The organism is Frondihabitans peucedani, assembly GCF_039537585.1.
Taxonomy (GTDB): Bacteria; Actinomycetota; Actinomycetes; order Actinomycetales; family Microbacteriaceae; genus Frondihabitans; species Frondihabitans peucedani.
This window is the reverse complement of the sequence record NZ_BAABAU010000004.1, coordinates 366641-380640: the sequence shown is the minus strand read 5'-3', so window position 1 is coordinate 380640 and position 14000 is coordinate 366641. Positions and strand designations below refer to the sequence as shown.

Annotated in this window: 13 protein-coding genes; 4 read left to right on the top strand and 9 right to left on the bottom strand. The window is 71.4% G+C overall.

Going from position 1 to position 14000, the window contains the following annotated elements:
• Positions 1-39 precede the first annotated feature (39 nt).
• Positions 40-1350 (top strand): ATP-dependent DNA helicase, encoded by a 1311-nt coding sequence (locus ABD733_RS15205; protein ID WP_344797732.1) that lies wholly within the window; start codon positions 40-42, stop codon positions 1348-1350.
• Between the two features lie 57 nt (positions 1351-1407).
• Here the strand turns inward: ABD733_RS15205 and ABD733_RS15200 are convergent, their stop codons facing one another.
• The 4 genes from ABD733_RS15200 to ABD733_RS15185 form a co-directional block, all read right to left on the bottom strand.
• On the bottom strand, positions 1408-2064 hold the full coding sequence (locus tag ABD733_RS15200) for a biliverdin-producing heme oxygenase (protein ID WP_344797730.1): 657 nt from the start codon (positions 2062-2064) through the stop codon (positions 1408-1410).
• A 65-nt stretch (positions 2065-2129) separates the two neighbouring features.
• Positions 2130-2543 (bottom strand): DUF4383 domain-containing protein, encoded by a 414-nt coding sequence (locus tag ABD733_RS15195; protein WP_344797728.1) that lies wholly within the window; start codon positions 2541-2543, stop codon positions 2130-2132.
• Between the two features lie 68 nt (positions 2544-2611).
• Positions 2612-3883 carry a chloride channel protein gene (locus ABD733_RS15190; RefSeq protein WP_344797726.1) on the bottom strand — a complete coding sequence of 424 codons (1272 nt, stop codon included), beginning with the start codon at positions 3881-3883 and terminating at the stop codon, positions 2612-2614.
• Positions 3880-4956 carry a hypothetical protein gene (locus tag ABD733_RS15185; RefSeq protein WP_344797724.1) on the bottom strand — a complete coding sequence of 359 codons (1077 nt, stop codon included), beginning with the start codon at positions 4954-4956 and terminating at the stop codon, positions 3880-3882. Before ABD733_RS15185 ends, ABD733_RS15190 begins: the two co-directional genes overlap by 4 nt.
• A 133-nt stretch (positions 4957-5089) precedes the next feature.
• Between ABD733_RS15185 and ABD733_RS15180 the strand changes: the two genes are divergently transcribed.
• Positions 5090-6142, top strand: a complete 1053-nt coding sequence (locus ABD733_RS15180) for a ketopantoate reductase family protein (RefSeq protein ID WP_344797722.1) — start codon at positions 5090-5092, stop codon at positions 6140-6142.
• A gap of 208 nt (positions 6143-6350) precedes the next feature.
• On the opposite strand, the gene ABD733_RS15175 is transcribed toward ABD733_RS15180, so the two are convergent.
• From ABD733_RS15175 to ABD733_RS15160, 4 genes are all read right to left on the bottom strand, one after another.
• On the bottom strand, positions 6351-7160 hold the full coding sequence (locus tag ABD733_RS15175; protein ID WP_344797721.1) for an oxygenase MpaB family protein: 810 nt from the start codon (positions 7158-7160) through the stop codon (positions 6351-6353).
• Positions 7161-7195: 35 nt separating this feature from the next.
• The gene (locus ABD733_RS15170) at positions 7196-8197 is read right to left on the bottom strand and encodes a glycoside hydrolase family 6 protein (protein WP_344797720.1); all 1002 of its coding nucleotides are present in this window, start codon (positions 8195-8197) and stop codon (positions 7196-7198) included.
• Positions 8198-8527: 330 nt separating this feature from the next.
• Complete coding sequence (locus ABD733_RS15165; RefSeq protein ID WP_344797718.1) at positions 8528-9631, bottom strand: calcium:cation antiporter; 1104 nt, start codon at positions 9629-9631, stop codon at positions 8528-8530.
• Positions 9632-9708: 77 nt separating this feature from the next.
• Positions 9709-10260: a DUF6197 family protein gene (locus ABD733_RS15160; protein ID WP_344797716.1), complete on the bottom strand. Its 552-nt coding sequence runs from the start codon at positions 10258-10260 to the stop codon at positions 9709-9711.
• Between the two features lie 196 nt (positions 10261-10456).
• Here ABD733_RS15160 and ABD733_RS15155 point away from each other — a divergent pair, with 196 nt between their 5' ends.
• Positions 10457-10669: an antitoxin gene (locus tag ABD733_RS15155; RefSeq protein ID WP_344797714.1), complete on the top strand. Its 213-nt coding sequence runs from the start codon at positions 10457-10459 to the stop codon at positions 10667-10669.
• 234 nt (positions 10670-10903) lie between these two features.
• The gene (locus ABD733_RS15150; RefSeq protein WP_344797712.1) at positions 10904-12271 is read left to right on the top strand and encodes an MFS transporter; all 1368 of its coding nucleotides are present in this window, start codon (positions 10904-10906) and stop codon (positions 12269-12271) included.
• A gap of 141 nt (positions 12272-12412) precedes the next feature.
• Here ABD733_RS15150 and ABD733_RS15145 read toward each other — a convergent pair whose 3' ends face one another.
• Entirely contained in the window at positions 12413-13792 is a 1380-nt protein-coding gene (locus ABD733_RS15145) for a glycoside hydrolase family 16 protein (RefSeq protein WP_344797710.1), read from the bottom strand.
• Between the last annotated feature and the right edge of the window lie 208 nt (positions 13793-14000).

Sequence of the window (14000 nt, the reverse complement as noted above, 5' to 3'; positions counted from 1 at the left end):
TGCATCGGCTCGTGTTCGTCGTCTGCGGAAGGGGTGTGCGTGAGTCCTCAGCCCTCCCTGTCCGACGAGCAGGCCGCCGTCTACGACGCCATCGAGAACACCCGCGAGCACATCTTCGTCACCGGTCGCGCCGGCACCGGCAAGTCGACGCTCCTCAACCACCTGTCGTGGAACACATCCAAGCAGATCGTCATCTGCGCCCCCACCGGCGTCGCGGCGCTCAACGTCGGCGGCCAGACGATCCACTCGCTCTTCCGGCTGCCGATCGGGCTCATCGCCGACCACGACATCGAGCAGAACGGCGAGCTCCGCAAGCTGCTCAACACCATCGACACTCTCGTGATCGACGAGGTGTCGATGGTCAACGCCGACCTCCTCGACGCCATCGACCGCTCGCTGCGGCAGGCCAGGCAGCGCCGCAACGAGGCGTTCGGCGGGGTGCAGGTCGTGCTCTTCGGCGACCCGTACCAGCTGGCCCCGGTGCCGGGCGACCCCGAGGAGCGCGCGTACTTCAGCGACCACTACCGGTCGATGTGGTTCTTCGACGCTCACGTGTGGGACGAAGCTCAGCTCCGCATCCTCGAGCTCGCCTTCATCCACCGGCAGAGCGACTCCGCGTTCAAAGAGATGCTGAACGCCGTGCGGCACGGGCGGGTCACCGCCGAGATCGCCGGAGCGCTGAACGCCGCCGGCGCGAGGCCGCTCCCGACCGACGGCGGCGCGATCACGCTCGCCACCCGCAACGACACCGTCTCGCGCATCAACAAGGTCGAGCTCGACCGGCTGCCCGGGCGCACCAAGACCGCGAAGGCCGACGTCACCGGCGACTTCGGCGGCCGCACCTTCCCCGCCGACGAGGCGCTCGAGCTGAAGACCGGGGCGCAGGTGATGTTCCTCCGCAACGACTCCGACCAGCGCTGGGTCAACGGGTCCGTCGGCGTCGTCACCAAGATCCGCGACACCGTCTTCGTCGAGATCGAGGGCGAGGAGGTCGAGGTGCAGCCCGCCGTCTGGGAGAAGTACCGCTACAGCTACTCGGCCACCACGAAAGAGCTGAAGAAGGACATCGTGGCCGAGTTCCAGCAGTTCCCGCTCCGGCTGGCCTGGGCCGTGACGATCCACAAGTCGCAGGGCAAGACCTACGACCGGGCAGTCGTCGACCTCGGCTCCCGGGTGTTCAGCGCCGGGCAGACCTACGTCGCCCTGTCGCGGATCACCTCGCTCGACGGCCTCTACCTGACCAGGCCGCTCCGGCCCGCCGACATCATCGTCGACCTCGACGTGCGGCGGTTCATGTCGCAGGCGACGCGGGTGCCCGCGATCCAGGCGGCGCGGGTCGCGGGGGAGTAGCGGCTGCGGCTGCTGCGGCTGCTGCGGCTGCTGCGGCTGCTGCCGCTGCTGCCCTGCTCAGGCGGCGCGGCGGTGGCGGCCGGCGCCGAGGTCCTCGAACAGCTCCTCGGTGAGGCGGTGGGCGACGCCGACCTCCGCGATCACGCTCTCGCGCTCCTCGTCGTTCCAGCCGGCGGCGTCGAGCTGCGCCCGGTAGGTCGACTTGAACTCCTTCGGCTTCGCGATCCCCGCGAAGAGGTAGAAGCCCACCCCGTTCGTCTCGAACCCGAACTGCCGCTGCATGATCGTGCGGATGATCGCGCAGCCCGACAGGTCGCCGAGGTACCGCGTGTAGTGGTGTGCCACGAAGGCCCCGGTGCTCGTCGCCGCGTGCGAGTCGATGCGGTCGACGTAGCGGGCCGTCGTGGCCAGCGGGCTGATGGCATCCTGCCAGTCGTCGCCGATCAGGAACCTCAGGTCTTCACGGATCGCGGGCAGCCGGGTGAGCGCCGGCGAGATGAAGGCCGCAGCGACAGGATCGGCGGCACGCTGCTCGGCGGCGCGCTCGAGAGCGCCGTAGACGAAGTAGTTCTGGGCCACGAGGGCGATGTAGTCGTCGCGCGACGACCGGCCCGACAGCAGGTCGGTCATGAACCGCTCCGATGCGGACGGCGCCGTCGAGCGGATCGCGGTGCGCTCGCGCAGCGCCTCGGAGAACAGGATTGCGGTGGCCATGCGCTCCCTCTCGGCGGGGGTTAGGTGACCCTTACCTTAGCGGGGAGCGCTGAGCGGCACCAGAGTCAGGCGGCGGCGGGCTTCCGGAGCACGACCTTGTCGGTTCCGAAGCCGGTCACGACGAGGAGGAGGCCGCCGAGCAGGTGCAGCAGGCTGTCGGGGGTGTTCAGCGCGAAGATGTTCGCCGCCGTGTGCGCCGCGATGAAGCCGAAGATGCCGAACGCCACGAGCGCCACCCCGATGAGGTTGTTCGCGATCTTCGCCGAGAGGCGGCCGGAGAGTGCGCAGAGCACCAGGATCGCGCCCAGCACCACGTGCACTCCGCTCAGCGCCGCGTTCGCAGCGAACAGGCCGATGAGCACACCGCCCTCGGGAGTCGCGAACGGGTACGGCGTCGCGATGACGAATCCGAGCAGACCGATGATCAGGAGGATCACGCCGAGGACGACGCCCAGCAGTCTGTTGGGGGACTGGCTCATGTGTTGTTGCCTCCGAATGCGTGAATCGACTGCGTCCAGACTACCGAGTCGGAGCACGGCGACCGGCGTCAGGCGGTTGCTCGGCCGCCCTTGACGATCCCCGCGATCCTGCGGCGGCCCACCATGTAGGTGATCGCGACGGATCCGCCGATCGCGAGCAGGGTCGGGATGAGGAGCGTCGTGCCCTGGCCGGTGAACTCCAGGACCAGCACGAGCGCGGTCAGAGGGGCCTTCATCGAGGAGGCGAGGAACGCCGCCGCAGCCACGAAGGCGAACGCCGAGATGCTCGACCCGGGCCAGATCAGCAGCCACAGGCCGCCGAGCACCGCACCCATGCCCGCCCCGAGGGCGAGCGACGGCGTGAGCGTGCCACCGGCCGCGCCCGCGCCGATGGTGCCGACGGTCGAGGCGAACTTCACGACGACGACCGCGGCGATGAACAGCAGCGGCGCCGAGCCGGTGAGCCCCAGCTGCCCGAGAGCGCGCCCGTTGCCCAGGATCTGCGGGAACCAGATCGACAGCACGCCCACCGCCGTGAACACCGCCGGCATCACGATCAGGATCGCCCAGCTCTTCGGCCGGTGATCTCCCGCCCACTTCGCCAGCAGCAGGAAGCCGAGCGCGCCGAACCCGACGACCGGGCCCGCGACGACCGACCACACCACGAGCGACGGGCTCAGCGACAGGTGCGGGACGTCGTAGAGCGGCGAGGCGCTCGTCACGAGGCGGGCCACCAGCGCCGCGATGGCCGACGTGGCGAGGGCCGGCAGCACGGTGGCGATGCTGAGCTCGGCGAGGAGCACCTCGACCGCGAAGACCGCGCCCGCGAGCGGGACGTCGTACACGGCGGCGAGGCCGGCACCCGCGCCGCACGCCACGAGGATCCGGCGCTCGCGCTGGTTCACGCCGGTGACGCGGGTGATCCACTGCGCGGCCAGCGCTGCGAGCTCGCGCGGAGCCACCTCGCGGCCGATCGACGCGCCGAGGCCGACGATGACGATCTGGAGCGCGACGTTCCCGAGGCTCGCGAGCACCGGCATCCTGGTGCCCTCGACCGCCGCCTCGACCGAGACGACCTTGCGGCCCCAGCGGCGGAGCGCCCACCAGCCGACGCCGCCGACGACGCCGGCGATGAACAGCGCGAGGACGCGCCGCCCGTTCGACGGCGTGGGCAGCTCGTCGAGGAAGTCGCCCTCGCCGAACCCGTACGCGACGTGCTCGAGGCCGTGGAGCAGCCAGCTCACGGTGAGGCCGCTGAGGCCCGCCCCGAGCCCCACGAGGATGGTGACCATCACGAGGCGGATCAGCCAGTGGGCGGAGGCGGGGTGGGGGCGGGTCACCCCCAGATCGTACCGAGGCGGCGGTGTCGGCCGCGGCGGCGGCTGCTGCTGCTGCTTCTGCTGCTGCTGCTGCCGCTACTCCCGCTGCTGCTCCCACTCCTTTCATCCCCGCTCCCACCCGGACTCCCCGTCGGCAATTCAGGATGCAGGCCGCGGGCCTCCGGCCGGAGGCGCCACAGCCGCAGGCCGCGCCGGGGAGCCCGCGGCCACGATCCTGAGTTGCCGACGCGACGCGTCGTCCCGCGGCGGTGGTTGCGCACCGCGGCCTCGACTGCCGCCAGCACGCGCTCCCACTCGTCGCGCACCATGCTGTAGCTCAGCCGCAGCACCGCCTTCCCGCCGACGACGATCTCGAGGTCCTTCCGTCGATCGGCCTCGAACGAACCCGCATGGAACTCGCGCCCGTCGGTCTCCAGCCCGACGACCCCCTCGACGACGAGATCGATCCGCTGCCCGTTCGCGAGCGTCTCCTGACTCGACACCGAGTACCCGGCCAGCCGCAGCCTCGTCCGCACGATGCTCTCCAGGAAGCTCTCGCACGCAGGATCGACCCACCCCTCGATCCGCGCGAGGTCGCCGGGGAGCCCGGCCACCAGCCGACCGATCTCGTCCAGGTCGATCACCCTCTGGTGCACGGCCCAGTCGAGCAGCGCCACCGCCTCCTCGAAGGAGACCTCCAGCAGCGCCTCGCGCAGGGCGTCCCGAGGGCCGACGGACCACGCGCTGCCGCGCTCGCCGACGTCGAGCGAGTCCCACACGACCCGGGTTCCGCGGACCCGCCGGAGCCGGCTCGCGTTGAGCGGGACGGACACGGTGACCGGCGGCCGGTCGCTCCACTGCCACGCCCCGAGGAACGCGAGAGCCGACGCTCCTGTGAGGCGCCCGCCGACGCGCAGCGCCTTGTAGCGCGGGTCGGATCGCTCGAACGTGGTGTACCAGCCGCGGCGGGCTCGTCGGAGGAGGCCGTCCCGGACGGCCCAGGTGAGGTCGCGGTCTGTCGCTCCGCGGGCGGCGAGCTCGCGCTTGTGCGCGGCTCCGCCGCCGGCGGTGACGAGTGAGTCGATTGCGATCATCGGGTCAGAGTGGTGGCGATCGCGACCCGGCGAGGGGCTCGGGCCGGGGCCTGTGGACAGACCCGGCCACGCGCATCCTGAGGAGGAGTCATCCCCTGAAGGCGCTGACAGGGCCCCGTGCCAGAGTGGATCGATGCGCTACGTCATCATCGGAGCCGGGGCCATCGGGGGAGTCCTGGGAGGACGCCTCGCTGAGCACTCGACGGACCACCCGTGCCTCCTGATCGCGCGGGGCGACCACGGCCACGCCATCGAAGCCGCCGGACTGCGTGTCCGCTCCCCGGACACCGACACCGTCATCCGACTGCCGCTGGCCTCGTCCGCCGCGGCCGTGCACCTCCAGATCGACGACGTCCTGGTCTTCGCGACCAAGACGCAGCAGGTCGAGCAGGCACTGCTCGAGTGGGCCGATCAGCCTGTCCACGCCGGTCGGCGGCAGGTGGGGACGGCCGGCGCGATCCTGCCGGTGTTCACCGCGCTCAACGGGATCGAGAGCGAGCGGCTCGCCCTCCGCTACTTCTCGCGCGTCTTCGCCGTGTGCGTGTGGCTGCCCGGGGTGCACCTGACGCCGGGCGAGGTCATCGTGCGGATCGCGCCCTCGAGCGGCACGTTCATCGTCGGCCGCTACGGAGCCCCGCCCACGCAGGCCGACCGGGAGCTCCTCGCGACGCTGCAGGCCGACTGGACGGCGGCGACGTTCCGGGTGTTCCTGGCGGACGACGTCCTGCGCTGGAAGCACCGGAAGCTCCTCTCCAATCTCGGCAACGCGCTGCAGGCGCTGCTCGGGCCCGACGCCGAGGGCGCCGACCGACTGCACGCCCGGCTCGAGGCCGAGGCCGTCGAGGTGTACGAGGCCGCGGGGGTCTCCTGGCCGAGCGACGAGGAGGAGGAGGCCTGGCGGGGCGACGCGTTCGACGTCCGGCCGGTACCGGGCGTGGATGGTGACCTCGGTGGTTCGTCGTGGCAGTCGATCCAGCGCGGGACTGGATCGATCGAGACGGACTTCCTCAACGGCGAGATCGCCCTGATGGCGCGGCTGCACGGGCGCGAGGCGCCGCTGAACGCGGAGGTCCAGCGAGTCGCGCGGCAGGCCGCGGCGAACGGCGCCGCGCCGGCGTCGATGACCGCCGAGCAGCTGACGGCCGCCCTCGACGCGGTCGACCCGGCGGTCGTGCCCGCCGACTGACGGTCGTCCGCGCCGGACGCAGCCCCTCGGGCTTTCCGCCGTCGGGCTCTCCTCCGTCGGCAATTCAGGATGCAAGCCGCTCACGAGGGGTCGCAGCCTCCCGCGGCGGGCTTGCATCCTGAATTACCCGCCGACGGTCGGGGACGGGGACGGGGACGGGGACGGGCCGAGACGAGGCGAGACGGGTCGAGGTGGAGGTCGCCGAGGCTCAGTGCGGCGTGCGCCGCGCCCCGGGGCGCCCGGCCTTCCCGCCCCGCCGAAGCCGCGCCAGGTAGTACCGCTCCGGCCACGTCCGCAGCCGCGCCGGCAGCAGCGGATACACCACGCCGAGGCCGCGCCACAGGAGGTCGGCCCGGCGCTCCTCGCGGATGGTCCAGCGCATCCCGTACTGCTCGCGCACCTCCGGCGGCAAGAGCGCGGCGGTGACGAACCGGTTGAGCGGCATCAGCACCCGCACCCACCTCGGCGCCTTCGTGGCCGCCCAGAGCGCGTCGGCCTGCGCGCGGATCGTCGCATCGACACGCAGCCGACCCGACGCCTCCTCGAAGTAGCGACGGAACGCCGCCCGATCCGCAGGCCAGGCCTCCGGCGGCACCTCGAGGGCCGTCCCGAGCGCCGCGTACCGCTGGTAGAGCGCGTCGGCGCGGTCCTCGGGCAGGTGGCCGAGCACCCGGCCGTGCACCAGGATCGCAGTGTCGTAGAGAGTCGCGGCCACCCAGAGCTGCAGCTCGGGGTCCCGCGCGTCGTACGCCGGCACCCCGCCGTCGTCGCCCCCGCGGACCGGCGCGTGCATCCTGCGGACGAAGCCCTGCGCGATCCTGCGGTCGTCCGGCGTCCCGGCCAGGACCGCATAGACGTACATGAGCGTCCCGTGCAGCCGCGCCATCGGGTTCTCCGCGAAGGCGCTGTGCCGCGCGACCCCGTAGCCCACCTCGGGGCGAGCCAGCTGCAGCAGGATTGCGCGACCCGCCCCGAGCAGGATCGCGGCCTCGGACGCAGGATCGACGGGGCGGCGCATCAGCGAAGGCTACCTCCCGATCCTGCGCCCTGCCGCTACTTCCTCAACGCCACCAGGCTGTTCGCGTACGAGGCGAACCACGCCCCGGCGGCGGGGCCCCCGTTGCAGCTGCCGTCGCTCGACCCGGGGGTCTTGACCCAGAGGAGCGCGTCGAGGCGGGTGGTGCCGTAGGTGGCGTGCGGGTCCTGGCCGAGGCCGGCGCCGGGAGCGTTGCACCAGGTGCCCTTCCAGCCGCGGCCGTTGCGGGAGACGTCGATGACGTAGTGCGAGCCGCCGGTCAGGGCGGAGATCTGCTCGGCGTACGCGCGCTCGTCGGTGACGCCGATGTAGTTCGAGACGTTCGTGTAGAAGCCGCGCGCCTGCGCCACGTCTGCCCTGTTCAGGAGGGCGGCCATCGCGGCCGGCTTGAGCCAGCGGGAGTTTCCCCCGTCGAGGTAGGCGGGCACTCCGGCGGCCGAGAACTGCTGGACCGCCGTGCTGAGGAGCGAGAAGCGGGTGTCGCCGACCCCGGCGCAGGTCGTGGTCTGGCCGAGGGAGTCGGGCTCGATCAGGACGGTGGCGCGGTGGCCGTGGATGGTCGTCGCGATGGTCTGGTTCCAGGTGGTGTAGTCGCCGGCGCTGAGCCCGCCGGCCGAGTAGCCGCCGCAGTCGCGGTCGGGGATGGCGTAGGTGACGAAGACGGGCGTGGTGCCGGCCTGCTCGGCGAGGGCGACGTTCTTCTGGATGACCTTCACGAGGGAGGCGCCGGTGAACCAGTCGCCGAGCCAGATCGCGACGGGGCGCTTGGCGATGTACGCCGCGGCGGCGGCATCGGTGGTGCGCCCCGCAGCAGCGAGTGCCGCGGCCTGCTTCGCGGCGACGCTGTCGGGCTGGACGTAGAGGCCGCCGGAGTAGAGGTCGGAGGTCGCGGAGGTGCGGATCGCGGAGACCTGGGCGGCGTGGCTCGGAGTGGCGGCGACGCCGGAGGTCGCCGGGAGGAGCGCGCCGAGGAGCGCGAGCGTGGCCGCGCCGGAAGCAGCGAAGAGCTTTCTGGGCATGCGAGGACAGTCCTGATCGAGGGAGGGGAGTGGGTCGTCGAGTGACGCGGGAGAAGTCCAGCACGATCAGAAGCTGAGAGAAAGGGGGCATTTTGGGGGACAACTGCGCGAACGGGATAGTCCGGGGTACGCGCTGCCGGTGGTGTGTCGGGTCGGGCGTGGTCGGTGTCGGTCGGCAATTCAGGATGCAGGCAGCGCGAGCCTCGCAGAGGAGCCGGCGTCGGGCCCCGCCCGCGGCCTGCATCCTGAATTGCCGACGGACAGGCGGACGCCTTCCCCACCCGCCGCGCTAGCGGCCGCGCCGGCCGAACCGCCAGCCGCCCGCGAACCCTACGGACTGATCGCCAAGAACACGAACGCCGCGAGGATGATCAGGTGGATCATTCCCTGCAGCCGCGTCGATCTGCCCGGCGCCACCGTCAGAGTGCTGACGAGCAGCGTCACCCCGAGCAGCACGATCTGCACCGGGCCGAGCCCCAGCTCGAGCGGCCCCTCGAGCCAGATGCTGGCGACGGCGATCGCGGGGATCGTGAGTCCGATGCTGGCGATGGCCGAGCCGTAGCCGAGGTTGAGGCTGGTCTGGAGCCGGTTGCCGAGCGCCGCCCTCGACGCCGCGATGCCCTCGGGCAGCAGCACGATGAACGCGATCACGACACCGACGAAGGTGCTGGGGATCCCCGCCGCCTCGAGCCCCGACTCGATGTTCGGCTGCACTGCGTGTCCGAGCTGCACGACCGACAGCAGCGACACGACCAGCAGCACCAGCGAGATCACCGTCGCGCGGTTGCTCGGCGGGGTGGCGTGATCGTCTGCTCCGTCGGGGTCGCCCGGCTTGTCGGTCGAGACGCTCACGGGCAGGAAGAAGTCGCGGTGCCGCCCGGTCTGAGTCGACACGAAGACGAGCCAGAGGGCGAGCGCCGCCACCGCGATGAAGGCCAGCTGCACCCCGGTGAAGCGCCCGCCGGAGGCGCTGGTCGTGAACCGGGGGAGCACGAGCGTCAGCACGGCGAGCGTCGCGACGACGCTGAGCGCGGCGCCCGTCCCCTCGCGGTTGAACCTCGGCAGCCCGTGCCGGAGCGACCCGAGCAGCAGCGACAGGCCAACGATCCCGTTGCACGTGATCATCACTGCTGCGAACGCCGTGTCGCGCGCGAGCGTCTCGGAGTTGTGCCCGCCGGCCGCCATCAGCGTGATGATCAGCCCCACCTCGATCACGGTCACCGCGACCGCGAGCACGATCGAGCCGAGAGGCTCGCCGACGCGGTGGGCGACGACCTCCGCGTGGTGGACCGCGGCGAGCACGGCCCCGATCAGGACCGCCCCGACCAGGATCGCGACCGCGGTCGGCAGGCTGCGGTGATACGTCGCCACGACTGCGATCAGAGCGATCACGGGCATCGCGACGGGCGCGAGAGAACGGATTCGGGTGGCCATGGAACTCCCCTCCAGGTCGCTCTCAGCCTACTGAGGGCTCCCTGAGGGAAGGTCTGCCGGGCATGCCGGGAGCAGGATCACGCCTCCGCGAACAGCACGACCCGCTCGGCGGTGAGGAGCAGCGACGCGACCTCCTCGGACGAGGACGCCTGGTAGTCGTTCCACCGGGTCAGATCCCGGAGGTGCTGCAGCCGGGTCATCGGCGAGGGGGACCAGTGCACCTCGGCGTCCTCGGGCTGGCGCAGGGCGTGCCAGACGGCTTCAAGGGCGCGCTGCACGGGCTGCTCGCTCGCGGTCGTGGTCCCGCCGCCGGCACGGATGATCGCGCCGACGAGGCACGAGCCGACGATGTGGTCGTCCGACAGCACGAGGGCTCCGCCGCCGCGCACGAGCTTCACGGGCCCGGAGTCGTCGCGGACGGCGAACCAGGCGCCGCGCACCCAGTTCTCCTCGACGTGGCGGCGGGCGTCGCTCAGGATCGCCTGCAGCTGCGCCTGCTCGGAGGCCCACTCGACCTCGCGGACGAGCGCCGACTCCTCCTTCTTGCGCCGACGACGGGCGCGCCAGCTGAAGGGGGGCAGTTCGAGGCTGGAAGGGGACGTCAGCACTCGCGGATCGTGGATGCTCATGATGCTCCTTTGCACCGGTGAACGGTCCCGCACGTGATCGAGGCTGCCGCGGGACGACTCAGCCGTAGAAAGCATCTCCTGGACACCGCCCGTTGGCAAGGGCTTCACCCCGAAAAGGCGTGCATTCCCAAAGGACCCGGCGCTAGGGTGTCGGCAACTCACGCCCGTGGGGGTCAGGCGACGAAAGGGTTCGATCATGGCGGGTCTCGATGACATCGCGAAGAAGGCGCAGGAGTTCCTCGGCAGCGACAAGGTGAAGGGCGCCCTGAAGAGCGAGAAGGCCGAGGATGTGAGCGACAAGGTGCTCGACGGGGTCGCGGACGCCGTCAACAAGGCCACCGGCGGCAAGTACAGCGACCAGATCGGGTCGGCGCGCGAGCAGGCCGACAAGAAGATCGGCGACCAGTAGTCGTCGCTCGTCGGCAATTCAGGATGCAGGCTGCGCCGCCCTCGCCCGACCCGCGCGCTGGCGCGGGGCGTCGGCGGGTGCGGCTGCCTGCATCCTGAGTTGCCGACAGCGCCCCGGCCGTCGAGGCCCGCCCGTCGAGGCCCGACTGGCAGCGCCCAGACTGGCAGCGCCCGACGAGCCCCGACTGACAGCACCCCGACCGCCGCAGACCCCGCCCGGCCGTAGGCTGGACCGATGAGCGAAGCCGCCGTCGACGAGGCCCCCGACGGCGTCCTCAGCAGGAGCTACCTCCTCGCCACCCTCGGCATGGTCGCGCTGATCGGCATCGCCGCCTTCGAGTCGCTCGCCGTCACCACCGTCATGCCGACGGTCAGCCGCGAGCTCCACGGCGAGTCCCTCTACTCGCTCGCCTTCGCGGCCCCGCTCGCGACGAGCCTCGTCGGCATGGTGTTCGCGGGCAACGGGGCCGACCGCAGCGGGCCCCGCCCCGTCGTCATCGCCTCGACGCTCCTCTTCGCCGTCGGCCTCCTCATCGTCGGCACCGCGCCCACGATGACCGTCCTCCTCCTCGGCCGCCTCGTGCAGGGCTTCGGCTCCGGAGCCGTGATCGTCGGCCTCTACGTCATGGTCTCCGAGCTCTACCCGGCCCGCCTGCACCCCTCCGTCTTCGCCGGGTTCGCCGCCGCCTGGGTGCTGCCGGGCCTCGTCGGCCCGGTCGTCGCGGGCACCGTCACGGAGCGCTTCGGCTGGCACTGGGTCTTCATCGGCGCCGTCGCCCTCTCCGTCCCGGCCTTCGTGATGATCGTCCCGAGCCTCCGCCGCCTGCCCGCCCACACCGGCGACGTGCCCTGGAGCCGCGGCAGGATCCTCTGGTCCGGCGCCGCCGCCGCGGCCGTCGTCGCCCTCAACCTGCTGTCCGAGCTGCCCGTCGCCGTGTCGGTGGCGGTGGTCGTCGCGTCGGTGGTGGTGCTCGCGATCGCCCTGCGGCCGCTGCTCCCTGCCCGCACCCTCCGCGCCGGAGTCGGCATCCCGACGCTCGTGCTGCTCCGCGGCCTCGTCGGCGCCGCGTTCGTCGGAGGCGACGTCTACATCCCCTATCTCCTCAGCGCCCAGTACGACTTCTCGCCCGCCGCGTCGGGCATCACGCTCACCGTCGGATCGATCAGCTGGGCACTGGCCAGCTGGCTCGTCGGGCGCCTCGGAGACCGGGTCTCCCAGCTCGCGGGCATCCGCATCGGCATCGGGCTCGTGGTGATCGGCGTCGTCTCGGCCGTCATGACGGCGCTGCTCCACGTGCATCCTGGGGTCCTCATCGTGGGCTGGACGCTGACCGGATTCGGCATGGGCTTCATGTACCCGCGCTTCTCGGTGCTCGTCCTCCGCTGGTCGGGCGACGACGAGCGCGGCTTCAACTCGTCGGCGCTCACCATCGCCGACTCGGCCAGCGCCGCCGTGGTGCTCGCGCTGACGGGCGCGGCCTTCGGCCTGCTGGGAGGGGCGCAGGATCCCGCGGCCTTCGTCGCCTGCTTCACGGTCGCCCTCGCCGTGGCCCTGCTCGCCCTGGCGGTCAGTGGCCGGGCTATCCCGCGCCGTTCGGGGTAGCGGCCGCGCAATGCGGTGCCGGCGTGCGTCGGCAATTCAGGATGCAGGCCGCGGTAGGCGTGCCCCGTCGCAGAAGGCCGTGCGGGCAGGGTGCCCGGAACCTGAATTGCCGACGCGCGTCGAGGGCGACCCCGGGTCGGGCTAGTTCCAGATGCTGATCCAGTCGATGTCGAGGTGGCCCGACGTGTCCTTGGGGACGATGCCCTGACCGATGAAGGTCTCGGCCTGCAGGGTGACGCGCATCGGCTTGGTCGGGACCGCGTTGGTCACGTCGGCGACGAGCTTGCCGTCCCAGTAGTAGCGGACCGCGGTCTTGTCCCACTCGGTCGTGGCGACGTGGTACGCGCTCGAGGTCGAGTCGGCGAACTGCTCGGTCGCGGGCATGAACCGCATGTTGCCGTTGGAGTAGCTGCCGGGGATGGCGGACGCAGGACGCGGGGTCATGCCGAGGTCGGCCTCGGGCCAGTCGATCTCGCCGTCGTTCCAGTTGTCGCTGTTCGGCCAGAACATGCCGACGAACTTGTATCCGGTGGCCTTCGTCGTCTTGTAGCGGATCGACACGCGGCCGGTGACGTGCGGGGCGTAGCCGTCGGGCATGACCGCTGCGACCAGGGGCTGGTTGTTCTCGGAGTGCAGGTAGAAGTCGAGATTGCTGTTCGAGACGCTCAGGACCTTGTCGGGCGCGTAGAGGCCCTGGTTGCTGGTGTCGACGAAGCCGTCGTAGGCCCGCATCTGCGGGTAGGTCTTCAGGACCTGGCCGAGCGGGGCGGGGGTGTCGAACGACTCGCGGTAGGACTGGATCCAGGTGCGGCCGTTGGAGACGACGTCTCCGGAGGGGGCGGCCGTGTCGGGCGCGGTCTCGGACGTTGCGTCGTTTACGGGGGCGGTGGTCGCAGGCGGGTTGATGACGGAGCCTGCGGGGACCGGGACGCTGGGCTTCGCGGCGGCAGCTGCGGCAGCGGCGGCTGCTGCCTTGGCAGCGGCAGCAGCCTTCGCTGCGGCGGCGGCTTTCGCGGCGGCAGCAGCCTTTGCGGCGGCAGCGGCCTTCGCCTTTGCTGCGGCGGCGGCTTTCGCTTTGGCGGCAGCCTTGGCCTTTGCTGCGGCCTTCGCCTTGGCGGCTGCTTTCGCTTTGGCGGCAGCCTTGGCCTTTGCTGCGGCCTTCGCCTTGGCGGCTGCTTTCGCCTTGGCCACAGCCTTCGCCTTCGCGACGGCCTTCGCCTTGGCGGCTGCTTTCGCCTTGGCCACAGCCTTCGCCTTCGCCGCGGCCCGCGCCTTCGCACTTGGCGACGCGGCCACGAGCTTCACGGTGACACCCGTGCCAGCGGATCGCGCACCGGCCGACTGCGAATCCGACGTACTCGCACCCGACACCGTCTGGCCAGGCGCTCCGGCGATCGAGACGACGGCCGACGCCGCGACCCGAGTGACCGCGGTCGCCGCGACAGGTCCCACCTGTCCGAATCCGACGAGTCCGGCGACAGTGACGACCGCGACAGCGGCTGATCTGAGAGAAAGGTTCACGACTGGTGCCTCCTCCGGGTGACTGAGCCCCGGGAAGAGGCGCGAGCAGCAGAAGAGGGGTCGCGAAAGGAGCCTTGGAGAACGGCGCGGCCGATCGCTTGATGCCAGCCCGAATTCCGGCATCACGAGATCGGCCGCGCCCCGCGGCTTCAGCGAAGACCGGGCGTCCCACCGCCCTTTTCTTCTTGCCCCAATACAAGCAGTCGCG